Origin of the sequence: Pseudomonas sp. K8 (assembly GCF_014889455.1) — a bacterium.
Lineage (GTDB): Bacteria > Pseudomonadota > Gammaproteobacteria > Pseudomonadales > Pseudomonadaceae > Aquipseudomonas > Aquipseudomonas veronii.
This window is the reverse complement of record NZ_VJWO01000017.1, coordinates 1-24,949: the sequence shown is the minus strand read 5'-3', so window position 1 is coordinate 24,949 and position 24,949 is coordinate 1. Positions and strand designations below refer to the sequence as shown.

Sequence of the window (24,949 nt, the reverse complement as noted above, 5' to 3'; positions counted from 1 at the left end):
CAAGCCCCCTCCCACATGTTGATTTGTGAATACCTTCAACTGTGGGAGGGGGCTTGCCCCTGCCACATGTTGATTTGTGAATACCTTCAACTGTGAGAGGGGGCTTGCCCCTGCCACATGTTGAGTTGTGAATACCTTCAACTGTGAGAGGGGGCTTGCCCCTGCCACATGTTGAGTTGTGAATACCTTCAACTGTGAGAGGGGGCTTGCCCCTGCCACATGTTGATTTGTGAATACCTTCAACTGTGGGAGGGGGCTTGCCCCTGCGACATGTTGAGTTGTGAATACCTTCAACTGTGGGAGGGGGCTTGCCCCTGCCACATGTTGAGTTGTGAATACCTTCAACTGTGAGAGGGGGCTTACCCCTGCCACATGTTGATTTGTGAATACCTTCAACTGTGAGAGGGGGCTTGCCCCTGCCACATGTTGAGTTGTGAATACCTTCAACTGTGAGAGGGGGCTTGCCCCTGCCACATGTTGATTTGTGAATACCTTCAACTGTGAGAGGGGCTTGCCCCTGCCACATGTTGATTTGTGAATACCTTCAACTGTGAGAGGGGGCTTACCCCTGCCACATGTTGATTTGTGAATACCTTCAACTGTGAGAGGGGGCTTGCCCCTGCCACATGTTGAGTTGTGAATACCTTCAACTGTGGGAGGGGGCTTGCCCCCGATAGCAATGGCACAGCCGCCCCCTATCTCAAGCCCGGTGCGTTACCATACCCGGCCGGACGCGGCGCCCTGCTGCGCGCAGGAGTTCGCATGGCCCATCCGTTTGAAACACTCACCCCCGACCTGGTGCTCGATGCTGTCGAAAGTATCGGCTTCCTCAGCGATGCGCGCGTATTGGCGCTCAACAGCTACGAAAACCGTGTGTATCAAGTGGGCATCGAAGACGCCGAGCCGCTGATCGCCAAGTTCTACCGGCCGCAGCGCTGGAGCAACGAAGCGATCCTCGAAGAACACAGCTTCACCTTCGAACTGGCCGAGTGCGATGTGCCGGTGGTCGCGCCGATGATCCATAACGGCTCAAGCCTGTTCGAACACGCCGGGTTCCGCTTCGCCCTGTTCCCGCGCCGTGGCGGCCGGGCGCCGGAGCCGGGCAATCTGGACCAGCTCTATCGCCTTGGCCAGTTGCTCGGGCGCTTGCACGCGGTCGGCGCGACCCGCCCGTTCGAACACCGCGAAGCCCTGGGCGTGAAGAACTTCGGCCACGACTCCCTCACCACCCTGCTCGAAGGCAACTTCATTCCCAAAAGCCTGCTGCCGGCCTACGAGTCCGTGGCCCGCGACCTGCTCAAGCGTGTGGAAGAGGTGTACAAGGCCACGCCGCACAAGAACATCCGCATGCACGGCGATTGCCACCCCGGCAACATGATGTGCCGCGACGAGATGTTCCACATCGTCGACCTCGATGACTGCCGCATGGGCCCGGCCGTACAGGACCTGTGGATGATGCTCGCCGGCGACCGTCAGGAATGTCTGGGCCAGCTGTCGGAGTTGATGGACGGCTACCAGGAGTTCCACGATTTCGACCCACGCGAACTGGCACTGATCGAACCGCTGCGGGCCTTGCGCCTGATGCACTACAGCGCCTGGCTGGCGCGGCGCTGGGATGACCCGGCGTTCCCCCACAGCTTTCCGTGGTTCGGCAGCGAACGGTATTGGGGTGATCAGGTGTTGGCGTTGCGCGAACAGTTGTCGGCGCTCAACGAAGAACCGCTGAAACTGTTCTGACGGCGTTGCTTCCTGTGGGAGGGAGCAAGCCCCCTCCCACATAAAGCACTGCAGGCCCCACGAGCGGACAAATATCCTTACAATCGCGCTTTGTTAGCTGCCTAAGCAAGGATTCTGCAATGCACGCCGCCAACCCCCGCAAGGGCTACATCCTGGGCCTGAGCGCCTATGTCATCTGGGGTCTGTTCCCGCTCTATTTCAAAGCCATCGCCAGTGTCCCCGCCGCCGAAATCATCGTACACCGTGTGCTCTGGTCGGCGCTGTTCGGCACGCTGTTGCTGATGGTCTGGAAACACCCCGGCTGGTTCCGCGAACTGCGCGATAACCCGCGGCGCCTGGCGATCCTGGCGCTCAGCGGGGCGTTGATTGCGGCTAACTGGCTGACCTATGTGTGGTCGGTGAACAGCGGACGCATGCTCGAAGCCAGCCTGGGTTACTACATCAACCCGCTGGTGAACGTGTTGCTCGGCATGCTGCTCCTCGGCGAACGCCTGCGCCGCCTGCAATGGCTCGCCGTCGGTCTCGCCGCCGCGGGGGTGGCGCAACAGGTGTGGCAGGTGGGCAGTTTGCCGTGGGTGTCGCTGGCGCTGGCGCTGACCTTCGGTTTCTATGGCCTGATCCGCAAGCAGGCGCCGGTCAAGGCACTGCCGGGGCTGGTGGTGGAAACCTGGATGTTGGTGCCGATCGCCGTCGCCTGGTTGCTGTTCAACCCGTCGGCGCACAGCGCGCAGTTGGCATTCTGGAGTACGTCCGAAGCCTGGTGGCTGGTGGCCGCCGGCCCGGTGACGCTGATCCCACTGGTGTGCTTCAACGCCGCCGCACGGCATTTGCCCTACACCGCCCTGGGCTTTTTGCAGTACGTGGCGCCGACCCTGGTGCTGCTCGAAGCGGTGCTGCTGTTTGGCGAACAACTGGCAACCAGCACGCTGATCGCCTTCGCGTTTATCTGGGCCGGCCTGGTGGTCTACAGCCTGGACGCCTGGCTGACAGTGCGCAAACGCTGATCAAATAACGTACAAACTTCTGCAAGCCACGGCCCGCATGGCTTGCAGAGATCCACCCCAAGGTTATCCACAACCTGATCCCCGCCATTTGTGTACAAGCCCTTGAAACTGCTCGTTTTTTGCTCAGCTGACGGAGAAGCACGGCCGGCGTGGCCTGGCGCCGGGTCTCTACAGGTTATCCACAGGCCCATGCAAGATTTCCATGCATAACCTTGTGGGTGGTTATTCCTCGCGGCGCAGTTCCAACTCCACCATCAAGTCGTCGGCCAGGGTTTCCAGGGCCGCTTGCAGGGTGTCCAGCGCCAAGCCAGACGGCACCGCCAGTGATGCATCGGCGTGGAACAGCGGATCGCCGCTCATCGGCGCCGGGCGCACGTCGGTACTCAAGCGTTCGAGGTTCACCCCCTGCTTGCTCAACAGCGCGGTGATCTCACGCACGATCCCCGGCCGGTCGTTACCTACCAGCGTCATGGTGATCGGTTTGGACGCCGCCGCCTGCCCGGCGCCGCTCTCGCCCACCAGCACGCGAATGCCGTGTGTGGATAAGTCCTCCAGCGCATTCACCAGGGCCTGACGGTTCTCGGCGGGGACGCTGACCCTCAGAATCCCGGCAAACTGCCCGGCCATGTGCGCCATGCGGCTCTCCAACCAGTTGCCGCCGTGGGCCGCGATGTTCTGCGCAATGCGTTCAACCAGGCCGGGTTTGTCGGCGGCAATGATAGTGAGTACAAGATGGTCCATGGCGAAGCCCTCTGGAATTCAATCTACAAGGTGGACGCAGATGCCCCCGAAAACAAATCGTGTACCATTTTTATATTTATCTGGAACAATCCATCTGTTTCTTGAGAACATCCAAGACCCCACTGTGACCATACGACCAAAGTGGGTCGCTAAACGACGTATTTAGTCTAATTTTCACAAGCGCAAGTCATCATGTAGTATGCGCAATCGCGCACTACATAACGTTGGGTCGATGTCTGCCACGGCAACCATGCTCCGCGACACAGCCTGCCCAGCCGCCTTCACAGGCATGTACCGGCGCAGCGTGCCCGCGGTTTAAATGGCCAGAGGCTTCATTGGTAAATTGAAAAGCTGAAAAGCGCATAAGCTCCGCAGAGTGAGGCAAGCAATGACTGAACACGTTCAAGTCGGTGGCCTGCAGGTCGCCAAAGTCCTGTTCGACTTCGTGAACAACGAAGCCATTCCCGGTACCGGCATCACTGCCGACCAGTTCTGGGCCGGTGCCGACAAGGTCATCCACGACCTGGCACCGAAGAACAAAGCCCTACTCGCCAAACGCGACGATTTCCAAGCGCGGATCGACACCTGGCACCAGACTCACGCCGGCCAGGCGCATGACCCGGTGGCCTACAAAGCCTTCCTGCAAGATATCGGATACCTGCTGCCAGAAGCCGCAGACTTCCAGGCCTCGACCCAAAACGTCGATGACGAAATCGCCCGCATGGCCGGCCCCCAGCTGGTTGTGCCGGTGATGAACGCCCGTTTCGCCCTCAACGCCTCCAATGCGCGCTGGGGCTCGCTGTATGACGCGCTGTATGGCACCGACGCCATCAGCGAAGCCGACGGCGCCGAAAAGGGCCAGGGCTACAACAAGGTGCGCGGCGACAAGGTCATCGCCTTCGCCCGCGCCTTCCTCGACGAAGCCGCACCGCTCAGCGCCGGCAGCCACGTCGATTCCACTGGCTACAAGATCGTTGACGGCAAACTCGTGGTCAGCCTCAAAGGCGGCAGCAACAGCGGCCTGCGCGACGATGCCCAGTTGATCGGTTTCCAGGGCGACAGCGCCCAGCCGATTGCGATCCTGCTCAAACACAACGGCCTGCATTTCGAAATCCAGATCGATACCAGCACCCCGGTCGGCCAGACCGACGCGGCCGGCGTCAAAGACGTGCTGATGGAAGCCGCGCTGACCACCATCATGGACTGCGAAGACTCCGTCGCCGCCGTCGATGCCGACGACAAAGTGGTGATCTACCGCAACTGGCTCGGCCTGATGAAAGGCGACCTGGCCGAAGAAGTGGCCAAAGGCGGCAAGACCTTCACCCGCACCATGAACGCCGACCGCGTCTACACCGGCGTGAATGGCCAGGACGTGACGCTGCACGGTCGCTCGCTGCTGTTCGTGCGCAACGTTGGCCACTTGATGACCATCGACGCGATCCTCGACAAAAACGGCAACGAAGTACCGGAAGGCATTCTCGACGGCCTGCTCACCAGCCTGGCGGCGATCCACAGCCTCAACGGCAACAGCAGCCGCAAGAACAGCCGCACCGGTTCCGTGTACATCGTGAAACCAAAGATGCACGGCCCGGAAGAAGCGGCGTTCACCAACGAGCTGTTCGGCCGCATCGAAGACGTGCTGAACCTGCCGCGCAACACCCTCAAGGTCGGGATCATGGACGAGGAGCGCCGTACCACGGTCAACCTCAAGGCCTGCATCAAGGCCGCCAGCGAGCGCGTGGTGTTTATCAACACTGGCTTCCTCGACCGCACCGGCGATGAAATCCACACCTCCATGGAAGCCGGCGCGATGGTGCGCAAGGCCGCGATGAAGACGGAAAAATGGATCGGCGCCTACGAAAACTGGAACGTCGATATCGGCCTCGCTACCGGCCTGCAAGGCCGTGCGCAGATCGGTAAAGGCATGTGGGCCATGCCCGACCTGATGGCGGCGATGCTCGAACAGAAAATCGCCCACCCGCTGGCCGGCGCCAACACCGCCTGGGTGCCGTCGCCGACGGCGGCTGCGTTGCACGCATTGCACTACCACAAGGTCGATGTGTTCGCGCGCCAGGCCGAACTGGCCAAGCGCGAGCGCGCGTCGCTGGACGATATCCTGACCATCCCGCTGGCGAACAACCCTAACTGGTCGGACGAAGAAATCCGCAACGAGCTGGACAACAACGCCCAGGGCATCCTCGGTTATGTGGTGCGCTGGATCGACCAGGGCGTCGGCTGCTCGAAAGTGCCGGACATCAACGACATCGGCCTGATGGAAGACCGCGCCACCCTGCGCATTTCCAGCCAGCACATCGCCAACTGGCTGCGCCACGGCGTGGTCACTCAGGATCAGGTGATGGAAAGCCTCAAGCGCATGGCGCCGGTGGTAGACCGTCAGAATGCCGGGGATGCGTTGTACCGCCCGCTGGCGCCGGACTTCGATAGCAATATCGCGTTCCAGGCGGCGGTGGAGTTGGTGATTGAAGGCACCAAACAGCCTAATGGTTATACCGAGCCGGTGTTGCATCGCAGGCGTCGGGAGTTCAAGGCTAAAAACGGCCTGTAAATGAAAAAGCCCTGATCTTACGATCAGGGCTTTTTCTTTGAGGCTTGTGGTGTCCGGAATGGCCTCATCGGGGGCAAGCCCCCTCCCACAGGATGTACGCGGTCAACTGTGGGAGGGGCTTGCCCCCGATGAGGCCATTACATACACCGCAAAAATCAGGACCTCATCCCCAACTCGCGCTTGACCATCTTCGCCAACTTCACGCTATCAATCGGCTTGAGCAGAAAGTCCACCACGCTCAAATGCATCGCATCGATCACATCCAGCGCTCCGGCGTTCCCGGACACAACGATGATCGGCAACGCCGCGCGCTCGGATTCGCGCACTTCGCGAATCAACTGGAGGCCGTTGCTCGGCGCCATGCGCAGGTCGGTGATCAGCAACCCAATGGAGCGGCTCGACTTCAAGAGTTTCAAGGCTGCCTCACTACTCTCGGCGGTCATGCAGCGAATCCCGTCCAGGCCCAGGATTTCCGCCAGCAGTTCGCGCGCATCCTTGTCGTCGTCGACGATCAACACGCGTTGTGGCGGTAAATCAGGCTTCAGCATCACAGCGCTCAGCGCTTCGCGCTCGGCATCACTCAAAATATCGTGGTCGGACATACGGTTCTCAGCTAGCTCTCATCAATCTCCCAGCACACTCGTCAGACATCTGCGGAAGGGCGAACAATGTGCACTTCGTCGGAAAGTTTGCCTAGTGGGCGTTCTACGGGGTTTGGACGATCGTCATGTAAGGTTTTTCCCTAGTTATGCGCCGTTTTCATCGACCTAGACTTACGTCCAATGGGCACCCGCCGTGCAGGAGTCGACCATGCAGGACGATAACGACAAAAACATCGCGGTCATTGTTATGAGTAAAGCTGATGCATTCGCCCAGGCGGGAAAAACTGCGGTGTTGCAGAACATCCACGGCACCTTGCAGTTCCTGCAACGCTTCCCGCCGTTCAACCAAATGGAAAACGCGCACCTCGCGTTCCTGGTAGAGCAGTGCCAATTGCGCTTTTATGGCCCCGGCGAAAGCATCCTCAAGCCGTCGGCCGGGCCGGTGGAGCACTTTTACATCGTCAAGCAGGGCCGGGTCATCGGCGAACGGCCGGATTCGGCCGAACCCACCTTTGAGATTGCCACCGGCGAGTGCTTCCCCCTTGCGGCACTGCTGGGCGAACGTGCGACGCGCACCGAGCACAAGGCCGCCGAAGACACCTTCTGCCTGCAACTGAACAAGCCGGCGTTTATCAAGCTGTTCGCGCTGTCCAGCGAGTTCCGCGATTTCGCCTTGCGCGGCGTCAGCAGCCTGCTCGATCAGGTCAACCAGCAAGTGCAGCAAAAAGCCGTGGAAACCCTCGGCACCCAATATTCCTTGAACACCCGCCTCGGTGAGTTGGCCATGCGCCACCCGGTGACGTGCAGCCCGGCTACACCGTTGCGCGAAGCGGTGACGCTGATGCACGAGCAACAGGTCGGCAGCATTGTGATCGTGGATGAGCACAAGGCGCCCCTGGGGATCTTCACCCTGCGCGATCTGCGCCAGGTAGTGGCTGACGGCACCAGCGATTTCACCCTGCCGATCGACGCGCACATGACCCATGCGCCGTTCTTCCTCACCCCGGACCACAGCGCCTTCGACGCCGCCATCGCAATGACCGAGCGGCATATCGCCCACGTGTGCCTGGTCAAAGACCAGCGTCTGTGCGGCGTGGTGTCCGAGCGCGACCTGTTCTCCCTGCAACGCGTGGACCTGGTCCACCTGGCCCGTACCATCCGCAACGCACCCAAGGTGGAAAACCTGGTGGCGATACGCGGCGAGATCGGCCAGTTGGTGGAGCGCATGCTGGCCCATGGCGCGTCGTCGACCCAGATCACCCACATTATTACCCTGCTCAACGATCACACCGTGTGCCGGGTCATCGAGCTGACCCTCGCCGACAAAGGCGACCCCGGCGTGCCGTTCACCTGGCTGTGTTTCGGCAGCGAAGGCCGGCGCGAGCAGACGCTCTACACCGACCAGGACAACGGCATCCTGTTCGACGCCAAGGACGCCGCCGAAGCGGCTGAGATCCGTGCGCGCCTGCTGCCCCTCGCGCAGCAGATCAACCAGAGCCTGGCGCAGTGCGGCTTCACCTTGTGCAAAGGCAACATCATGGCCGGCAACCCCGAGCTGTGCCTGTCGCGGGCCGAATGGGCGCGACGGTTTGCGGCGTTCATCCGCGAAGCCACGCCGGAGAACCTGCTGGGGTCGACCATCTATTTCGACCTGCGGGTGGTGTGGGGCGATGAACAGGGCTGTGAACAACTGCGCCAGGGCATTCTCGACCAGGTCGCGGACAACCGCCTGTTCCAGCGCATGCTGGCGGAGAACGCCTTGCGCCAGCGCCCGCCGGTGGGGCGCTTCCGCGATTTCGTGCTGACGCGCAAATGCGGCGAAAAAGCCACCCTCGACCTCAAGGTGCAAGGCCTGACGCCCTTTGTCGACGGCGCGCGCCTGCTGGCCCTGGCCAACGACGTCCACGCCATCAACACCCTGGAGCGCCTGCGCCAGTTGGTGGTCAAGGAAGTGATCGAGCCGTTGGATGGCGCCGCCTATGAAGAGGCGTATCACTTTATCCAGCAAACCCGCATGCAGCAGCACCAATTGCAGATGCGGGAAAACCAGCCGTATTCCAACCGCGTCGACCCCGACAGCCTTAACCACCTGGACCGGCGCATCCTGCGCGAATCCCTGCGCCAGGCCCAGCGCCTGCAAAGCAGCCTGACCGTGCGGTATCAGCTGTGAACTTATTTGGTTGGTTGCGCACGGCCAAACCCCATCTCGACGCAACACAACAGCAGCGCCTGGCGCAGTTACCCCAGCCGGTCGCGCTGGGCGACGCGGCATTGCGCAGCCAGCGCTGGGTGGTGCTGGACCTGGAAACCAGCGGCCTGAACCTCAACCGCGATCAGGTGTTGTCCATCGGTGCAGTGGTGATCGAGGACGGCGCGGTGGATTTTTCCCAGATGTTCGAGCGCACCCTGCAACGCGCCGAAACAAAACTCAGCCCCAGCGTGCTGATCCACGGTCTCGGCCCCAGCGCGATCGCCGCCGGCAGTGACCCGGTGGACGCGTTGCTGGATTTCATGGAGTTCGTCGGCGACAGCCCGTTGCTGGCCTTCCATGCGCGGTTCGATCAACACATGCTGGCCCGGGCGCTCAAGGACAGCCTGGGTTATCGCCTGGCCCATACCTTCCTCGACGTGGCCGACATCGCCCCGCTGCTGTACCCCGAGGCGCTGCTGCGCGAAGCCGGGCTGGACGACTGGATCGACCACTTCCACCTGCAGGTGGGCGAACGCCATCACGCCAGCGCCGACGCCCTGGCCACTGCGGAGCTGATGCTGATCCTGCTCAGCCGCGCGCGCCAGCAGCACATCGACACACCGCGCGCCCTGCAAGCACGTTTGAGCCAATGGAAACGGCGCAAGCAGGCGCCATCGTTTTAATAGCACCGCCGGACAGACGCCAATTGCGCCCGCTGCACGCCTCTGACACAATCGCGAATAATTCTCGTTAGTTTAAACTTGTTTATTCGGTGATGCCTTGTCGTCGGTCCAGACCCCACACAGTGAGCTTGTCGGTGCGTTGTATCGCGACCATCGCGGCTGGCTGCTGGCCTGGCTGCGGCGCAATGTGGCCTGCCCGAGCCGCGCCGAAGACCTGAGCCAGGACACCTTCATGCGCCTGCTCGGCCGCGACGGGTTGCGCGAACCCCGCGAGCCCCGCGCCTTCCTGGTGGCGATCGCCAAAGGCTTGCTGTTCGACTACTTCCGCCGCGCCGCTCTGGAACAGGCCTACCTCAGCGAATTGATGCTGATCCCGCAAAGCGAACAGCCGTCGCCGGAAGACCAGCAACTGATCCTCGAAGACCTCAAGGCCATCGACCGCCTGCTCGGCACGCTGTCGAGCAAGGCCCGCGCCGCGTTCCTCTACAACCGCATCGACGGCCTGGGCCACGCCGAAATCGCCCGGCGCCTCGGCGTGTCGGTGCCGCGCGTGCGCCAGTACCTGGCCCAGGGCATCCGTCAGTGCTACATCGCATTGTATGGCGAGCCGCTGTGAGTGCGATCAGTTGCAAACCGGTGTCGGCCCGGGTGCTGGATGCGGCGATTGCCTGGCAGCTGTCCCTCGACTCAGGGGACGGCAGCGCCGTGGAACAGGAGGAGTTCGCCAAATGGCTGGCCAGCGATGCTGAACATGCCCGCGCCTGGCGCCAACTGGGCCTGCTCGACCAGCGCTTCAGCGTGGCCTCGGGCCCGGCGCGGGCGGCGTTGTTGCAGTCACGCGAGGGCATTCGCCAGCGCGTGCGCAAACTCGGCAGCGGCCTGGCGAGTATCGCACTGGTCTGCGGCCTGGCCTTGTTTGCCGGGGAACGTTATGTACCGCTCCACTATTGGCTGGCCGATCAACGCACCGCCACCGGCGAACAACGCACGCTGACACTCGCGGACGGCACGCAGATCAACCTCAACACCCACAGCGCCATCGATGTGCGCTTCGATGAAAAACGCCGGCTGATCGTGTTGCAGGAAGGAGAAATCCTCGTCGAAACCGGCCACAACGATGCGCGCCCGTTCTATGTGCAGACCCGCGACGGCAGCCTGCGCGCGCTGGGCACGCGGTTTATCGTCAAACGCGAGGACGCCGCCACGCGCCTGAGCGTGCTGCAATCGGCTGTGGCCGCGCAACCCGAGGCGCTGCATCAGGAACAGATCTTCAAGGCCGGCCAGCAAGTGCTGATGCGCAGCGACAGCCTCGGCCCGCTGCTCGCCGTCACCCCCGCCACCGACGCCTGGACCCGCGGCATGCTGGTGGTGGACAACGCCCGCCTGGGCGATGTAGTCGAAGAACTGAGCCGTTATCGCCGCGGCTACCTGGGTGTGGATAACACCGTGGCCGACCTGCGCATCACCGGCAGCTTCCCGCTGCACGACACCACCCTGGCGCTCAACGCGCTGCTACCGACGCTGCCGGTGCGGATCGAACAGCGCACGCCGTGGTGGGTGACGGTGAAGGGTAGGCCCTAGGTCCGGCGGTGTCGGGGATATTGCTCGCGCGAGCAATCCCGCTCCCACCTTCGACCGCGTTGTATCAGGCTGAACGCGGTCGAATGTGGGAGCGGGCTTGCCCGCGATGAGGCCCTCCAGAACACCGAATAGCCCCAGGCAACAATTATTTTCCCCAAGCCCTATCACTTTTCGAATCTCGCTCGGCACAGGGGTAATTGCGAATTACTTCCATTCAGGAGCCACCCTATGTCCCGCACGCTAGACACCTTGTTGCGCCCCAGCCTGTTAGCCGTGGCCATTGCCCTCAGCACCCCGCTGACCAGCAGCGTGCTGATCGCCGCCGAGCAAGCGTCCAGCGTGCGCGCCTACAACCTGCCCGCCGCGCCATTGGCCGCCACCCTGAACCAGATCGCCAGCCAGGCCGGCCTCGCACTGACCCTCAGCCCGGCACTGGCCGCGGGCAAAACTTCGGCGCCGGTCCAGGGCCAGTTCGACGCCCCGGGCGCACTGCGCGAGGCACTGCGCGGCAGCGGCTTGCAGGTGGAGCAGAGCAGCGCGGGGACTTACACACTGGTGGCGATTGCGGACGGGGTCGTGGCGTTGCCGCAAACCAGCATCGTTGCCCAGGGCAACACTGAAAGCGCCTGGGGCCCGGTGCAGGGCTACCTGGCGACGCGCACCGCCGCCGGCACCAAGACCGATACCGCGCTGGTCGAAGCACCGCGCTCGATCTCCGTCGCCACCCGCGAGCAGATGCAGGACCGCAACGTGCAGAACCTGGATGACGCCGTCAAATACATGCCCGGCATTGTGTCCGCCAGCTACGGCAGCGACACCCGCTACGACTGGATGCGCGTTCGCGGCTTCGAACCGACCCAATTCCTCGACGGCCTGCCGTTGCCACGCGGCGTGTACGCCAACCCCAAGGCCGAAACCTGGAACCTGGATCGCCTCGCCCTGCTGCGTGGCCCGGCCTCCTCGGTCTATGGCCAGACCCCGCCGGGCGGCCTGCTGGACATGGTCAGCCGGCGCCCCAGCGCGGAGTCGAGCCATGCCATTCAAGTGCAATACGGCAGTGACAACTATCGCCAGATCAATTTCGCCAGCACCGGCAAGATCGATGATGAAGGCCAGTTCCTCTATGGCGTCAGCGGCGTGGTCCGGGATGCTGGCACCCAGGTCGACCATATCGACAACAAGCGCTACAACATCGCCCCCAGCCTGGTCTGGAACATCGACACCGACACCAAGCTGACCCTGCTCTCGCAGTTCACCCGCGACGATACCGGCACCACCAGCCAGTTCCTGCCGATCCAGGGCACCAAGATCAAATCGCCGCTGGGCGAGGTCTCCCACCACAAGAATCTGGGCGATCCGGACTATGAATTTTACGACCGCACCTACTACGCGCTGGGCTATGCGTTCGAGCATCGCTTCAACGATACATGGCAGTTCCGCCAGAACCTGCGCTACACCAAGTCGGAGCTGGCGTTCCAGCAACTGACCGTGGGCTCACTGATCTACGGCCCTGCCGACGCTGCGGGCAACATCGGTCGTTCGTCGACCAACGTTGACGAAAACATCGGCCAATTCGCGGTCGACAACCATTTCCAGGCTGACTTCAACACGGCTGACATCACGCACACGCTGTTGCTGGGGCTCGATCATCAACGCACCGACACTTCGTATCTGTCGATTTTCGGCAGCGCCGGGACGACCAATATCTTCAACCCGACCTACGGCCAGACGATCGTCCGCCCGCCGCGCTCCGACGCGTACTACGACTACAACCAGAAAACCATACAGACCGGCCTCTACGTGCAAGACCAGATGGCCTTCGACAAATGGCGCCTGACCCTCGGCGGGCGTGAAGACTGGGTGCATCAGGGCACCACGTACTTCAACAAGGACGACGCGACCAACACCGACCGCAGTCGGAACTTCAGTGGCAACGCGGCGCTGAGCTATGTCTTCGATTCGGGCTTCGTGCCGTACCTGTCCTACGCCGAGTCCTTCCAGCCGGCGAGCAATGCCAGCGTCGACCCAGTCAAATCGTACAAGCCCACGCAGGGCAAGCAATGGGAACTGGGGGTCAAGTATCAGCCTCCCGGCTCCAACACATTGCTCAGCGCAGCGGTTTACGACCTGACCCAGAAAAACGTGCTGGTCACCAGCTTCGGCGCCGGGGGCGAATCGGTGACCGACCAGACCGGCGAAGTGAAGGTCAAGGGCCTGGAACTCGAAGCCGTGTCTGACGTGAGTGAAAACCTCAAGCTGATAGCCGCCTACACCCTGGCCAAGTCTGAAGTGCAAAAAGGCCAATACAAGGGCAACCGCCTGCAGCTGATGCCGAACCAGCAAGCCTCCCTGTGGACGGACTACACCTGGCACAGCGGCGTGCTCGACGGTTTCGGCATTGGCGCCGGGGCCCGCTACACCGGCAATACCTATGGCGACCAGGGCAATACCTGGACGGGCAAGGCCAACGCCTACACGGTGTTCGACGCCGCCGTGCATTACGACCTCGGCCGCCTGGACAACAGCCTCAAAGGCGCCTCGCTGAAACTGAACGCGACCAACCTGTTCGACAAGGACTACCTCTCCACCTGTGACGGTTCCTACTGCTACTTCGGCGACCAGCGCAGTGTGGTCGCCAGCGCCACCTACCAGTGGTAAACGACTGAGTTGACCTCCCGGCCGCCTCCAGGGGCGGCTTGGGTGTGTCTGAAGGCCAACAAATGAAAAGCCGAACCATCCGCCGCTGGTCCTTTATCCACACCTGGACCAGCCTGATCTGCACCTTGTTCCTGCTGTTGCTCGCCCTTACCGGCCTGCCGTTGATTTTCCACCACGAGCTCGATCACCTGCTGGGCAACGAACCCGAGTTGCAGCAGATGCCCGCCGACACACCACAGCTGAACCTCGAGCAACTGGTGGCCAAAGCCCAGGCGCATCGCCCTGGCGAAGTCATGCAATACCTGGCGTGGGACGAAGACGACCCGCACGGCGTGATCGCGATCATGGCCGCCACCGCTGGCACCGAACCCAATGCGTCGCACACGTTCATGCTCGACGCGCGCACCGGCGCAACCGTGGAGATGCCGTCGGCCAACGGCGGCTTGACGCTGTTCCTACTGCGCCTGCATGTGGATATGTTCGCCGGCCTGCCGGGCAAGTGGCTGCTGGCGTTCATGGGCCTGCTGTTTGTGCTGGCGATTGTCTCGGGCACGCTGCTTTACCTGCCGTTCATGCGCCGCTTGACGTTCGCCCCCGTGCGCCAGGACAAATCCACCCGCCTGCGTTGGCTCGACCTGCACAACCTGATCGGCGTGGTCACCCTGACCTGGGCGCTGGTGGTCGGCGTGACCGGCGTGATCAGCGCCTGTGCCGATCTGATCATCGCCGCCTGGCGCAACGACAGCCTCAGCGCAATGATCGAACCGTACCAGCACGCCCCGCCGCTGACCCTGCGCGCACCGGCCAACGATCTGCTCAAGATCGCCGCCGCAGCCGCACCCGGCATGCAGCCGGACTTCATCGCCTTCCCCGGCACGCGCTTTTCCAGTGAGCACCATTACGCGGTGTTCATGAAGGGCAGCACCCACCTGACCTCGCATCTGCTCACGCCGGTGCTGATCGACGCCAGCAGTCTGGCCGTCACCGCGATCGCCGAGCGGCCGTGGTACATGGACGCCATGGGCATGTCGCAGCCGCTGCACTTCGGCGACTACGGCGGCATGCCGATGAAAATCCTCTGGGCGCTGCTGGATGGGCTGACCATCGTCGTGCTCGGCAGCGGTGTGTACCTGTGGTGGGTGCGGCGCAAGGCGGGCAAGGCATGAGGCCGCGTCAATCGAGTTTCTGGAAGGTGTTCGGCATTCCGCTGGGGATCGGCCTGCTCAGCGCGGTCGGCTTGTTTGCCGCGTTGCTGGGGGATGGGCTGTGGGATGCGCTGAGTTGGGTCGGGTTGGGTATTCCTGCGGTCATTGGGACTTGGGCGTTGTTCAGGCGGCGTGGCTGAGGACGCCATCGGGGGCAAGCCCCCTCCCACATTTGGAATGCATTCCCCTGTGGGAGGGGGCTTGCCCGATGAGGCCCTCAAGAACCACAGCCCCCCCTCGCCAGCCACCGCGCAACCCACTAGGCTAGCGACTGCCCATCCCATCCAGAGGGATGGGCTGTGGGATGCGCTGAGTTGGGTCGGGTTGGGTATTCCTGCGGTCATTGGGACTTGGGCGTTGTTCAGGCGGCGTGGCTGAGGACGCTATCGGGGGCAAGCCCCCTCGCACATTTGGAATGCATTCCCCTGTGGGAGGGGGCTTGCCCCCGATGAGGCCCTCAAGAACCACAGCCCCCCCTCGCCAGCCACCGCGCAACCCACTAGGCTAGCGACTGCCCATCCCATCCAGAGGAATGGGCTGTGGGATGCGCTGAGTTGGGTCGGGTTGGGTGTTCTTGCAGTCATTGGGACTTGGGCCTTGTTCAGGCGGCGTGGCTGAGGACGCTATCGGGGGCAAGCCCCCTCCCACATTGGAATGCATTCCCCTGTGGGAGGGGGCTTGCCCCCGATGAGGCCCTCAAGAACCACAGCCCCCCCTCGCCAGCCACGGCGCAACCCACTAGGCTAGCGACTGCCCATCCCATCCAGAGGGATGGGCTGTGGGATGCGCTGAGTTGGGTCGGGTTGGGTATTCCTGCGGTCATTGGGAGTTGGGGGTTGTTCAGGCGGCGTGGTTGAGGACGCCATCGGGGGCAAGCCCCCTCCCACATTTGGAATGCATTCCCCTGTGGGAGGGGGCTTGCCCCCGATGAGGCCCTCAAGAACCACAGGAATCCCCCTCGCCAGCCACCGCGCAACCCACTAGGCTAGCGACTGCCCATCCCATCCAGAGGGATGGGCTGTGGGATGCGCTGAGTTGGGTCGGGTTGGGTATTCCTGCGGTCATTGGGAGTTGGGGGTTGTTCAGGCGGCGTGGCTGAGGACGCTATCGGGGGCAAGCCCCCTCCCACATTTGGAATGCATTCCCCTGTGGGAGGGGGCTTACCCCGATGAGGCCCTCAAGAACCACAGGAATCCCCCTCGCCAGCCACCGCGCAACCCACTAGGCTAGCGACTGCCCATCCCATCCAGGGGGATGGGCTGTGGGATGCGCTGAGTTGGGTCGGGTTGGGTATTCCTGCGGTCGTTGGGACTTGGGCGTTGTTCAGGCGGCGTGGCTGAGGACGCCATCGGGGGCAAGCCCCCTCACACATTTGGAATGCATTCCCCTGTGGGAGGGGGCTTGCCCCCGATGAGGCCCTCAAGAACCACAGCCCCCCCTCGCCAGCCACTGCGCAACCCTCTAGGCTAGCGACTGCCCATCCCATCCAGAGGAATGCCTATGTCCGCTCCCAGCATGACCTTGTTCCACAACCCCGCTTCGCCGTTCGTGCGCAAAGTCCGCGTGCTACTGGCCGAAACCGGCCAGCAGAACCGTGTGGCCCTGCAGCTCTGCATGCCGACACCGGTCAACCCGGACGTGCAACTGGTCAACGAAAACCCGGTGGGCAAGATCCCGGCCCTGCGCCTGGCCGATGGCACGGTGTTGCACGACAGCCGGGTGATCCTCGATTACCTCGACCACCAGCACGTCGGCAACCCGCTGATCCCGCGTGACGGCTCGGCCCGCTGGCGCCGCCTGACCCTGGCCTCGATGGCCGACGCCATCATGGATGCCGCCGTGCTGGTGCGTTACGAGAGCGCCCTGCGCCCGCCGGAAAAACACTGGGCGCCGTGGCTCGACGAACAGCGCAACAAGATCCGGCGCACCCTGGCGGAGCTGGAAGCGGATGCGATTGCCGAACTGGCCAGCCACTTCGATATCGCCGCGATCAGCGTGGCCTGCGCCTTGGGTTACCTGGATTTCCGCCACCCGGACCTGCACTGGCGCGACGCCAACCCCCAGCTTGCCGCCTGGTACGCCGAAGTCAGCCAGCGCCCTTCGATGCTTGAGACACAGCCGCCGGTTTGACCCTGCGCATAGGTGGCGCAGGAAACAACGCCACAATCCTCGCCACCAACTGCGCTCGCTCCCGCTGGTCCTCACGCAACCCGATCATTGCACGGCCTCCAGATCGAATGCCAAGGGCTCGGCCACCTTGCGTTTGCCCACGCCGTACCAATCGAGTTTGCGTGTCAGCACCATCACCGTCCCCAGCAGGCCGAACAGCAACAGCGAGCCCATCAGCAGCGCGTAGTCCTCGGCACTCAATAGCCCGTACAACAAGCCATACAACGCCGCCAGCCCGGCCGAAAACCCCAGGCCGTGGGCGACGCTGCGCAGCACATGGCACACGTAGAAACCAATCAACAACACACAGGCACTGGCCGAGATCAGGTACGCCAAGGCAAAGCCCAGGTGCTCGGACAACGACAGCAACAACAGGTAGAAAAACGCCAGGGCGAACCCCACCAGGGCGTACTGGATCGGATGCACCGCCAAGCCCTTGGGCACTTCGAACAGGAAGAAACCGGCAAAGGTCAGGGCGATGAACAGCAGCGCATATTTGATCGCGCGGTCGCTCTTGAGGTACTGGTCCACCGGGTCGATGAAGTTCACCCCGAAGCTGCGGTTGTTGAAGTCGTCACAGCCGCGTTCGTCCAGGCAGCCGCGCAGGGCTTCTTCGAGGTTGGTGGAGAAGAATGAGGTCTGCCAGTTGGCGCTGAAGCCCTTGTCGGTGACTTCCCGTTGCGCCGGCAGGAAGTTGCCGATGAAGCTCGGGTGCGGCCAGTTGGAGGCCAGTGTGACCTGGCTGGTCTTGCCCACCGGCACCACTTGCAGTTGCTCGGTGCCTTGCAGGCGCAGGTCGAAGGCGAAGTCCAGCGCGGCCGGGTTTTTGCTGTCCAGCTCCGGCAGCGCCACATGCACCCCCTCGCCCAGCCACTCGACGTGGGTGCCTGGCGCAAACTCCAGGCGCTGGCTGCCCAGCTCCAGCTTCAGTGCGTTTTCGATACCGCGAATATCGCTGATACCCACCGCCAGAAACGCCGGCTCAAAGCGGTAATCGGCGAAATTTTCCTTGATGCCCCATTGCTCCGGCAAGACGAAGCGTCCGCTGATGCGGTTGTCGGCGTGGAACAGCCGGGCCTGGTAGATGCCACGCGCGCGCAGTTCGGTCTGCACCCGCCCGTCGAGCTCAAAACGCTCCGGCAGGAAATACAGACGACCGCGCACTTCACGGGTTTCCTCGTAGCGCCTGTTGAGTTTTTCATTGAGCTTCCACTCGCGGACAGTCTTGCGGTACGGCACCACCATCACCGGGCCGGTGAGGCGCTGGCTGTAGCTGGAGCTACGGGCGATATCCATCAGGACACTGTCGCGAGTGTATTGGCGGTCGGCGATGAGGCCGTTGATCATCAGCAATGGAATCAGCAATAGCAGGATCAATAGCGCAATCGCGCCAAGTTTGAAAAGCAGGCTGCGGTTCATGGGGCTCTCCCTGTTTTGATGGGGAAAGCGTGAGCCGCGCATGTGGGAAATTTATGTGGGCAGTGTGGAGACTGTGTGGAGATGCAGCACCACTTGCACGCCACCGTGTACGTTGCCGATCTGCAACGTGCCGCCATGCAGCTTCATCACTTCCTCGACAAAGTTGAGGCCCAGGCCGGTGCTTTTGCGCCCGCTGGCCGGACGCGGCAGCGAGTAGAAACGCTCGCTCAGGCGCGGCAAGGCGTAGTCGGGAATCGGCGCGGCCTGGTTGAACAGGCTGACCTGCACAGCGTTGTGCCGGGTCTGTGCGCTGAACCGCAACACCCCGCCCGCCGGCGTGAAGTCCAGGGCGTTGTCGAGCAGGTTGCCCAGAGCCTGGCGCAGCAGGAACGGTTCGCCGAAGACCTTCACCTCAGCGCCGATCGTTTGTTCGATGCGCAAGCCGGCACCTTCGATGCGCGCGCATTGGGCCTTGAGCACATCGTCCACCAGCGCGGCCAGCGGCAGGCTGGCTTGCGCCTCCAGGCCCTGGCGTTGCTCGACCTGGGCCAGGTTCAGCAAGCGCTCGATCAACTGCTGCAGGCGGGTACTTTCGCTGTCGATATTGCCGACAAAGCGCTGTTGCTGCTCGCGGCTCATATCGCCCTGCAACAGCTCGGCCGCGCCGCGAATCGCCGCCAGCGGGCTCTTCAATTCGTGGGTCAGGGTGTGGACGTAATGCTCCACATAAGCCTTGCCCTCCAGCTGTGTCCGCATGTGCTCCACAGCGGTGGACAACTGCTTCAGCTCGCCGCCACGGTAATGCGGCAATTCGGCGCGCCGCCCCTCGCTGACCGCCTCGGCATACGCGGTAAGCCGGCGCAGTGCCACGCTCAACCACCACGACAACAGCGCGCCGAGCAGCAGGCCGAGGATCACCAAGCCGGCGCCGTACCACAGCAACCGGTGCTCGGTGCGATCGACATAAGGCTGCAGCGAACTGTTCGGCTTGGCCACCGTGACCACGCCGATGATCTGCCCGTTGTCGCGAATCGGCGCGCCCACGTGCATCACCGACGAGGCCGGATCATCCGGCGCGCTGCGGGTGGAACGCGCGCCGTACTCGCCGCGCAGGGTCAGGTACACGTCGTTCCATTTGGAGTAGTCCTGGCCCACGGCTTCGCCGCTGGAGTCGAGCAACACCATGCCGTTGGCGTCGGTCACGTAGATGCGGTGGTTGACCTGGTTTTTCGGCAGGCCCCAGATGGTCGCGCCCGGCTGACGGGTGCCGTAGGCCTTGAGCAGCTCCGGCCAGTGGCTTTGGGCGAGGGTGCCGTTCTTGACGTCGTTGCGCAGGATTTCGGCCAGCAGGTTGGCGGTGTCCACCAGGGTTTCTTCGGTGGACTGGCGCACGCCGGGGCGGATTTCCTTCATCACGGTGTTCAGCACGAAGTAACCGGTGAAGCCGATAAACAGCGCGTAGACCAGGAAAAACCGCAGCCCCAGGCGCATCAGCTGTGGCTCGGGCTGTAGCTGTAGCCGAGGCCGCGATGGGTCTGGATCGGTTCGGCCTGCGCCGCCACGCTGCGTAATTTGCTGCGCAGGCTTTTGATATGGCTGTCGATATTGCGCTCATAGCCGGCATCGGCCGGCACGCCGACCGCGTCCAGCAGTTGTTCGCGGCTGAACACACGCTCGGGTTGTTCCAGCAGGCTTTGCAGCAAGCGGAACTCATGGCGGGTCAGGCTCAGTGCCAGGCCACGGTAGGTGATCTGCATGCGCTCCAGGTCGACCTGGAACAACGCCGGAGCGACGCCAGGGCCGACGCGCTTGAGGATCGCCCTGACCCGCGCCGCCACTTCCCGTGGGCTGAACGGCTTGACCACATAATCGTCGGCGCCGATCTCCAGCCCGACCACGCGGTCGATCTCGCTATCGCGGGCACTGAGAAACATCACCGGCACTTCGCTGAAGCGCCGCAGTTGCTTGCAGGTTTCAAAGCCGCTGATGTCGGGCAGGCCGATGTCGAGGATGATCAGGTCGGCCGGGGTCTGGCGCTGGTGGGCCAGCGCTTCCTGGCCGAGGCTCAGCCAGGTGGTGGTAAAGCCCTCGCCTTGCAGGGCGAAAACCAGTGTGTCGGCTATCGCCGCTTCGTCTTCGACAATCAGGATGTGCGGCATGGCGGTCCGTCAGCAGTCCGGCTTGTCGGCGGTGTAGCGACGCGCCGGGTTCACCGCGGCGCCGAACTCACGCAGGGCCTTGGCGCCGATCAGCAGCGGGTAGTTGAAGCTGCTGCGGTCGGTGAGGTTGACCTCGACGGTGCGCTTGACGTTGCCCAGGCACATTTCCAGGTCGATCACCGGGCGCGTGGCCACGGTGGCTTCTTCCTTGTCCTCGTCTTCGTCGGCGCGGCTCTTGATCTTGCTGATGCGCGCCACCTTGTGTTCGTAGACTTTGTTGCCGGCGTCCTTGCCGCCAACGCGGAAGCGCACCCAATCGTCGCCGTCACGGGTGAAGGTCTCGATGTCACGGGCCGACAGCGAGGCGGTCAGCGCGCCGGTGTCCATCTTGGCCTTGAAGGTTTCGCCGATCTCCGGCAGTTGGATGTATTCGTAGCGACCGTAAACGGTCGGTTCGGCGGCCATGACGGGCAAGACCGCCAGGGCGAGCGAGGCAAGGAGCAGTTTCACGAAGTGATTTCCTCGGAAAGAAGTAGGCGAATTCTAGACCGCAAAGGCAGCACTTAGTTAGTTCAGCAACCATACCCGGCATATTGTGAAACATTCGTCGGGCGATTTGCGATTTGGCCTCTAGACGCCGCTCTCTTATTATGTCCCGCCCACAGGATTCCAAGAGTTACTTATGCGCCGCCTGCTCACCGGCTGTTTCGTCTCGCTGCTGCTCCTGCTCAACACCCTGGTCCTGATCGGGCCGCTGACGGTGTTTGCCCTGCTCAAGCTGGTGGCCCCCGGTCGCTATCGCGATTACGCGTCATGGGCCGTGATGTGGATCGCCGAGACCTGGGCCGAAATCGACAAACTGATCTTCGCGCGGTGCATCCCGACCCAATGGGACATCCGCGGCGCAGACGACCTGCGCGGCGACACCTCGTACCTGGTGATCAGTAACCACCAATCCTGGGTCGATATCCCCGCGCTGATCCAGGCCCTCAACCGCCGCACGCCGTTCTTCAAGTTCTTCCTGAAGAAAGAACTGGTCTGGGTGCCCTTCCTGGGCCTGGCCTGGTGGGCGCTGGATTATCCGTTCATGAAGCGCTACACCAAGGCGTTCCTGGCCAAGCACCCGGAACTGGCGGGCCTGGACTTGAAGATCACCCGCCAGGCCTGCGAGCTGTTCAAGCGCCAGCCGGTGACGGTGGTCAACTACCTGGAAGGCACCCGGTTCAGCGAGGCCAAGCGTGCCCAGCAAGGCTCACCGTTTGCCCGCCTGCTCAAGCCCAAGGCCGGCGGCGTGGCGTTTGTGTTGGCGGCACTGGGCGAACAACTGGATGCCGTGCTCGACGTGACCGTGGTCTATCCGCAAGCGAAGACGCCGGGGTTCTGGGATCTGATCAGCGGGGCGGTACCGAAGGTGATCATCGATATCCGCACCCGTGAGCTGGACCCGGCGCTGTGGCAGGGCGACTACGAAAACGACCCGGCGTTTCGCCAGGTCGTACAGAACTGGGTGAACCGGCTCTGGATGGAGAAAGATCAGCGGATTCAGGAACTGCGAGGCGAAACCGCTGGGGCCTTATGGGCAAAGTAACCGTTACGGACGCTTAGGCCACGTGGCCGAATCGTCACCGGTACGCCACCCGTGCGCTATCTCGATGGTGTCGTGACTGCTCACGGTATCAGCCTGCTCCTGGCTGGCGTCGTGGGGCGCTTTTCCTTGCTCTGCGGCAGCGGGCTTGTGGGTCGCGGCGTGATACGAAGCGCTAGCGAGAGCGTTGTAGGTGTTGACGATGTTCATGGAAGACTCCTACCTGACCGGATTGAAGAATCCACCCCAGGAGGGTTGGTTTTCCTGGAGCAGTCCCCGTAGGTGGTGAAACATCCCACACAGTTCCTCGAGAGTTGTTGCGCAGCATTGCCAAACGAGGGGCTGACTCAATCCTTGGCTACCCGCGCCCCACGCCTGGACTCGCTTGCCCAGCAGCGAACCCGCGATAGGGCATCGTCTGAAAACGCATAAAAAACTGTCAGAGTTAACAGTTCCGCCCGCCTTAGGCGGCTGATTAGGCTAAGGACTCCATCTCAGTCGAGTGCCCTGATCATGACCATCAAAGTCCTCTTCGCCGGCATAGCGTTACTGACAGCAGCGAACATTGCCCATGCAGAAATGGCCACGTGCCCCGCAGTCAGTTCAATAAAAGCTACGCCGTATACCGACCCGGACCTTCCTCCGGACTTCAACCAAGGCTTCAAATACGAAGCCCCCGGGCCCGGTGGCCAGATGTGGGAGGGCCAGTCCACGGCCACAAGCGAGACCTACCTCGAACCTAAATACAACCTGATGTTAGTCAGTGCCGAAATGATCCACGGGAAAATACTCTGCAGTTATGGCGGTACAACGCAAAGAGAAAACGCAGAGCCGGTGAACAACGTTTCCAAACCCTATGTTCAATTGGGCCTGCCGTTTAACAACCCGAAGGCCGCGACCGGTACAGCATGGAAAGGAACCAGCTGCGGGAATCAAGGCGGCGCGGTGCCGATCGACGCCTCCCAATGTACTTTTGAGTACCAACCGTAACGCTGTTCCCCGCAACCTGCCGGCCACTTCAAAGCGGGGGCGAACCCGCTTTGAAGGACCACGGCCTTAGCTGCCGGTGCCCCAAGCCTGGCCCAGTTTGCCCAGCAGCGAACTGTTGGCACCCTGGCCGCCCAGGTATTGCAGGATCACCGGGGCGAATTGGCCGATCATGCCGCTGTCCATGCCCAGCGCGCTGAACGCGGTGTTCAGGTCGTTGGTGTTCTTTACGTTACCCAGCAGGCCGTCGAGGCCGCTGGTCTTGCTGCCGCCGCTCTGGCCGAGCATCCCGCTCAAGGCACCGAGGCTACCCAACGCATTGCTGCCCGACAGTTGATCGAGACCCGGCACGCTTTTCCCCAGTTGCGAATAGTCGCTGCTGCTCAGTTGGTTCCTGGCCAGGCCCAGCATGGCGCCGGTGCCGCCGACGGCTTGCTCGGGGGTGACATTCAATTGTGAGGTCAGGGCACTCAGCAAACCGGCCGTTTCGGACGACGGCGCAACGGCAGCGGCTTTGTTGTTGCCGCCCTGCATACCGGAAATCGCATTGGCCGCATCGCCAAGGCTGAACCCGGCGGCGAATACCGGGCCGGCTGCCAGGGTCATCAGGCAGGAAAGGGCGAAACCGCGTGAAATCTTCATCGAAACAACCTCTGGATGTAGGGGTGAAAGCAGGCGTTTGACTGGCCTTTTCGTCACTTGTTCCAAACCCGCTCCGGAACCCAACTGCGATAAGCCGGTCCATGAACTGACTACAAAATTTGTCAGGAAGAGACTTATGACGACGATCCACCCCCAAGTGATTGATCACAAGCCTTCATTCTGGAGCCGCCCGCGCCTGTTCATCGGCGCCTGCGCTGTAGTGGCCGCCGGTATCGGCGGCGCGCTCTACACCCAGGACAGCGTCAAATCCTCCGCCACCCTGGTGACCACCACCCAGCAGCCGGCAGCGCAGATCATGGCCCACAAGGACTACCTGGAAGTGCAGCCGATTGCCTCCACGGCCCCTGCCCCTGATCAGAGCCTGGAACTGTGGGCCATCCCCGAGGACGGCACGCCGGTATCCCTCGGCCTGTTGCCGGAAGATGGCAAAGGCATCATCGGCTTGAACCCACGCCAGCAGGAATCCATCAGCAAACCGGTGGGCTTGATGGTGAGCTCGGAAACCAAGGGTGGATCGGTGAGCAAGCAGCCGACCGGGCCGACGGTGTATCAAGGCGCGCTGGCGATTCGCTAAGCCACGGGGTAAACATCAACGAGTCACTGGATCAATCGCCAAAAGCAAGCTCAACCGGCAGTCCGCCAGTCGTGAGCGAGAGCCGTGGTTGCCGACAAGCAATCTGAAGCAAAGCGAGTGGAATTCAGCAAAATCGTGGCAATTTATAAGCGGCGTATGCAGATCGAAGAAGGCTTCCGAGATGTGAAAAGTGAGCACTTGGGGCTGGGTTTTAATCTGCATCGAAGCATGAGCCCAAAGCGAATAGAGGTGCTGCTGTTGATTGCTGCGCTCGCCAACTATCTCCTCTTTTTAACCGGGCTTCAGGCGCGAGAACGTGATCAATCACAAACTTTCCAGCGCAGGGGCCTCATAAAAGCCGGAGTCACCACAACCGCAATGAAGAACCATTAACGCCAGAAAGACAAACAGATCCTACTTATATC

Annotated in this window: 23 protein-coding genes; 15 read left to right on the top strand and 8 right to left on the bottom strand. The window is 62.3% G+C overall.

What is annotated here, in order from left to right:
- Positions 1-762: 762 nt before the first annotated feature.
- Together INT12_RS14320 and rarD are read left to right on the top strand one after the other, a co-directional pair.
- Entirely contained in the window at positions 763-1,737 is a 975-nt protein-coding gene (locus INT12_RS14320) for a serine/threonine protein kinase (RefSeq protein ID WP_017847850.1), read from the top strand.
- A gap of 119 nt (positions 1,738-1,856) precedes the next feature.
- The gene (gene rarD / locus INT12_RS14315; protein ID WP_017847851.1) at positions 1,857-2,741 is read left to right on the top strand and encodes an EamA family transporter RarD; all 885 of its coding nucleotides are present in this window, start codon (positions 1,857-1,859) and stop codon (positions 2,739-2,741) included.
- A gap of 222 nt (positions 2,742-2,963) precedes the next feature.
- Here rarD and INT12_RS14310 read toward each other — a convergent pair whose 3' ends face one another.
- The gene (locus tag INT12_RS14310; RefSeq protein ID WP_017847852.1) at positions 2,964-3,482 is read right to left on the bottom strand and encodes a glycine cleavage system protein R; all 519 of its coding nucleotides are present in this window, start codon (positions 3,480-3,482) and stop codon (positions 2,964-2,966) included.
- A 388-nt stretch (positions 3,483-3,870) separates the two neighbouring features.
- On the opposite strand from INT12_RS14310, the gene INT12_RS14305 reads away from it, so the two are divergent.
- A complete protein-coding gene (locus tag INT12_RS14305) occupies positions 3,871-6,048 on the top strand; it encodes a malate synthase G (RefSeq protein ID WP_193040176.1) in 2,178 nt (725 codons plus the stop codon).
- A gap of 155 nt (positions 6,049-6,203) precedes the next feature.
- Here INT12_RS14305 and INT12_RS14300 read toward each other — a convergent pair whose 3' ends face one another.
- Entirely contained in the window at positions 6,204-6,650 is a 447-nt protein-coding gene (locus INT12_RS14300) for a response regulator (protein ID WP_017847854.1), read from the bottom strand.
- 247 nt (positions 6,651-6,897) lie between these two features.
- Here INT12_RS14300 and INT12_RS14295 point away from each other — a divergent pair, with 247 nt between their 5' ends.
- The 8 genes from INT12_RS14295 to INT12_RS14260 all read left to right on the top strand — a co-directional run bounded on the left by INT12_RS14295 (position 6,898) and on the right by INT12_RS14260 (position 17,098).
- Entirely contained in the window at positions 6,898-8,820 is a 1,923-nt protein-coding gene (locus INT12_RS14295) for a DUF294 nucleotidyltransferase-like domain-containing protein (RefSeq protein WP_193058893.1), read from the top strand.
- On the top strand, positions 8,817-9,524 hold the full coding sequence (locus INT12_RS14290; protein ID WP_017847856.1) for a PolC-type DNA polymerase III: 708 nt from the start codon (positions 8,817-8,819) through the stop codon (positions 9,522-9,524). Before INT12_RS14295 ends, INT12_RS14290 begins: the two co-directional genes overlap by 4 nt.
- A 97-nt stretch (positions 9,525-9,621) precedes the next feature.
- Positions 9,622-10,140: an RNA polymerase sigma factor gene (locus tag INT12_RS14285; protein WP_193040175.1), complete on the top strand. Its 519-nt coding sequence runs from the start codon at positions 9,622-9,624 to the stop codon at positions 10,138-10,140.
- Positions 10,137-11,105: a FecR domain-containing protein gene (locus tag INT12_RS14280; RefSeq protein WP_017847858.1), complete on the top strand. Its 969-nt coding sequence runs from the start codon at positions 10,137-10,139 to the stop codon at positions 11,103-11,105. The genes INT12_RS14285 and INT12_RS14280 overlap by 4 nt, the downstream gene beginning before the upstream one ends.
- A gap of 228 nt (positions 11,106-11,333) precedes the next feature.
- Positions 11,334-13,763 (top strand): TonB-dependent siderophore receptor, encoded by a 2,430-nt coding sequence (locus INT12_RS14275; protein ID WP_193040174.1) that lies wholly within the window; start codon positions 11,334-11,336, stop codon positions 13,761-13,763.
- A gap of 62 nt (positions 13,764-13,825) precedes the next feature.
- Entirely contained in the window at positions 13,826-14,929 is a 1,104-nt protein-coding gene (locus INT12_RS14270) for a PepSY-associated TM helix domain-containing protein (RefSeq protein ID WP_193058887.1), read from the top strand.
- On the top strand, positions 14,926-15,108 hold the full coding sequence (locus tag INT12_RS14265) for a hypothetical protein (protein WP_046489074.1): 183 nt from the start codon (positions 14,926-14,928) through the stop codon (positions 15,106-15,108). The genes INT12_RS14270 and INT12_RS14265 overlap by 4 nt, the downstream gene beginning before the upstream one ends.
- A 1,360-nt stretch (positions 15,109-16,468) precedes the next feature.
- On the top strand, positions 16,469-17,098 hold the full coding sequence (locus tag INT12_RS14260; RefSeq protein WP_017847862.1) for a glutathione S-transferase: 630 nt from the start codon (positions 16,469-16,471) through the stop codon (positions 17,096-17,098).
- A gap of 84 nt (positions 17,099-17,182) precedes the next feature.
- Here the strand turns inward: INT12_RS14260 and creD are convergent, their stop codons facing one another.
- From creD to INT12_RS14240, 4 genes are read right to left on the bottom strand one after another with little or no spacing between them, the layout of a single operon-like run.
- Entirely contained in the window at positions 17,183-18,556 is a 1,374-nt protein-coding gene (creD, locus tag INT12_RS14255) for a cell envelope integrity protein CreD (RefSeq protein ID WP_193039875.1), read from the bottom strand.
- Positions 18,557-18,607: 51 nt separating this feature from the next.
- Positions 18,608-20,047: a two-component system sensor histidine kinase CreC gene (creC, locus tag INT12_RS14250; RefSeq protein ID WP_046381824.1), complete on the bottom strand. Its 1,440-nt coding sequence runs from the start codon at positions 20,045-20,047 to the stop codon at positions 18,608-18,610.
- A complete protein-coding gene (gene creB / locus INT12_RS14245) occupies positions 20,047-20,715 on the bottom strand; it encodes a two-component system response regulator CreB (protein WP_057003915.1) in 669 nt (222 codons plus the stop codon). Before creB ends, creC begins: the two co-directional genes overlap by 1 nt.
- Positions 20,716-20,724: 9 nt before the next feature.
- Positions 20,725-21,225, bottom strand: a complete 501-nt coding sequence (locus INT12_RS14240; protein WP_017847866.1) for an ATP-dependent zinc protease — start codon at positions 21,223-21,225, stop codon at positions 20,725-20,727.
- 172 nt (positions 21,226-21,397) lie between these two features.
- On the opposite strand from INT12_RS14240, the gene INT12_RS14235 reads away from it, so the two are divergent.
- Positions 21,398-22,303: an acyltransferase gene (locus tag INT12_RS14235; protein WP_193039874.1), complete on the top strand. Its 906-nt coding sequence runs from the start codon at positions 21,398-21,400 to the stop codon at positions 22,301-22,303.
- A 3-nt stretch (positions 22,304-22,306) separates the two neighbouring features.
- Here INT12_RS14235 and INT12_RS14230 read toward each other — a convergent pair whose 3' ends face one another.
- On the bottom strand, positions 22,307-22,510 hold the full coding sequence (locus INT12_RS14230; RefSeq protein ID WP_017847868.1) for a hypothetical protein: 204 nt from the start codon (positions 22,508-22,510) through the stop codon (positions 22,307-22,309).
- Between the two features lie 303 nt (positions 22,511-22,813).
- Between INT12_RS14230 and INT12_RS14225 the strand changes: the two genes are divergently transcribed.
- Positions 22,814-23,290 (top strand): hypothetical protein, encoded by a 477-nt coding sequence (locus INT12_RS14225; protein WP_193039873.1) that lies wholly within the window; start codon positions 22,814-22,816, stop codon positions 23,288-23,290.
- A 66-nt stretch (positions 23,291-23,356) separates the two neighbouring features.
- On the opposite strand, the gene INT12_RS14220 is transcribed toward INT12_RS14225, so the two are convergent.
- Positions 23,357-23,929, bottom strand: coding sequence for a DUF2780 domain-containing protein (locus INT12_RS14220; protein WP_046381820.1), 573 nt, complete (start codon positions 23,927-23,929; stop codon positions 23,357-23,359).
- A 136-nt stretch (positions 23,930-24,065) separates the two neighbouring features.
- On the opposite strand from INT12_RS14220, the gene INT12_RS14215 reads away from it, so the two are divergent.
- Together INT12_RS14215 and INT12_RS14210 are read left to right on the top strand one after the other, a co-directional pair.
- Positions 24,066-24,524: an anti-sigma factor domain-containing protein gene (locus INT12_RS14215; RefSeq protein WP_413468877.1), complete on the top strand. Its 459-nt coding sequence runs from the start codon at positions 24,066-24,068 to the stop codon at positions 24,522-24,524.
- 84 nt (positions 24,525-24,608) lie between these two features.
- The gene (locus INT12_RS14210; RefSeq protein WP_146013203.1) at positions 24,609-24,917 is read left to right on the top strand and encodes a transposase; all 309 of its coding nucleotides are present in this window, start codon (positions 24,609-24,611) and stop codon (positions 24,915-24,917) included.
- Positions 24,918-24,949: the final 32 nt, after the last annotated feature.

Coding starts and splice junctions, on each gene's coding strand:
- INT12_RS14300 (WP_017847854.1), bottom strand. CDS start 6,650: ATGTCCGACCACGATATTTTGAGTGATGCCGAGCGCGAAGCGCTGAGC.
- INT12_RS14225 (WP_193039873.1), top strand. CDS start 22,814: ATGACCATCAAAGTCCTCTTCGCCGGCATAGCGTTACTGACAGCAGCG.
- INT12_RS14265 (WP_046489074.1), top strand. CDS start 14,926: ATGAGGCCGCGTCAATCGAGTTTCTGGAAGGTGTTCGGCATTCCGCTG.
- INT12_RS14295 (WP_193058893.1), top strand. CDS start 6,898: ATGAGTAAAGCTGATGCATTCGCCCAGGCGGGAAAAACTGCGGTGTTG.
- INT12_RS14230 (WP_017847868.1), bottom strand. CDS start 22,510: ATGAACATCGTCAACACCTACAACGCTCTCGCTAGCGCTTCGTATCAC.
- INT12_RS14305 (WP_193040176.1), top strand. CDS start 3,871: ATGACTGAACACGTTCAAGTCGGTGGCCTGCAGGTCGCCAAAGTCCTG.
- creC (WP_046381824.1), bottom strand. CDS start 20,047: ATGCGCCTGGGGCTGCGGTTTTTCCTGGTCTACGCGCTGTTTATCGGC.
- INT12_RS14270 (WP_193058887.1), top strand. CDS start 13,826: ATGAAAAGCCGAACCATCCGCCGCTGGTCCTTTATCCACACCTGGACC.
- INT12_RS14260 (WP_017847862.1), top strand. CDS start 16,469: ATGTCCGCTCCCAGCATGACCTTGTTCCACAACCCCGCTTCGCCGTTC.
- INT12_RS14220 (WP_046381820.1), bottom strand. CDS start 23,929: ATGAAGATTTCACGCGGTTTCGCCCTTTCCTGCCTGATGACCCTGGCA.
- creD (WP_193039875.1), bottom strand. CDS start 18,556: ATGAACCGCAGCCTGCTTTTCAAACTTGGCGCGATTGCGCTATTGATC.
- creB (WP_057003915.1), bottom strand. CDS start 20,715: ATGCCGCACATCCTGATTGTCGAAGACGAAGCGGCGATAGCCGACACA.
- INT12_RS14275 (WP_193040174.1), top strand. CDS start 11,334: ATGTCCCGCACGCTAGACACCTTGTTGCGCCCCAGCCTGTTAGCCGTG.
- INT12_RS14215 (WP_413468877.1), top strand. CDS start 24,066: ATGACGACGATCCACCCCCAAGTGATTGATCACAAGCCTTCATTCTGG.
- INT12_RS14235 (WP_193039874.1), top strand. CDS start 21,398: ATGCGCCGCCTGCTCACCGGCTGTTTCGTCTCGCTGCTGCTCCTGCTC.
- rarD (WP_017847851.1), top strand. CDS start 1,857: ATGCACGCCGCCAACCCCCGCAAGGGCTACATCCTGGGCCTGAGCGCC.
- INT12_RS14320 (WP_017847850.1), top strand. CDS start 763: ATGGCCCATCCGTTTGAAACACTCACCCCCGACCTGGTGCTCGATGCT.
- INT12_RS14310 (WP_017847852.1), bottom strand. CDS start 3,482: ATGGACCATCTTGTACTCACTATCATTGCCGCCGACAAACCCGGCCTG.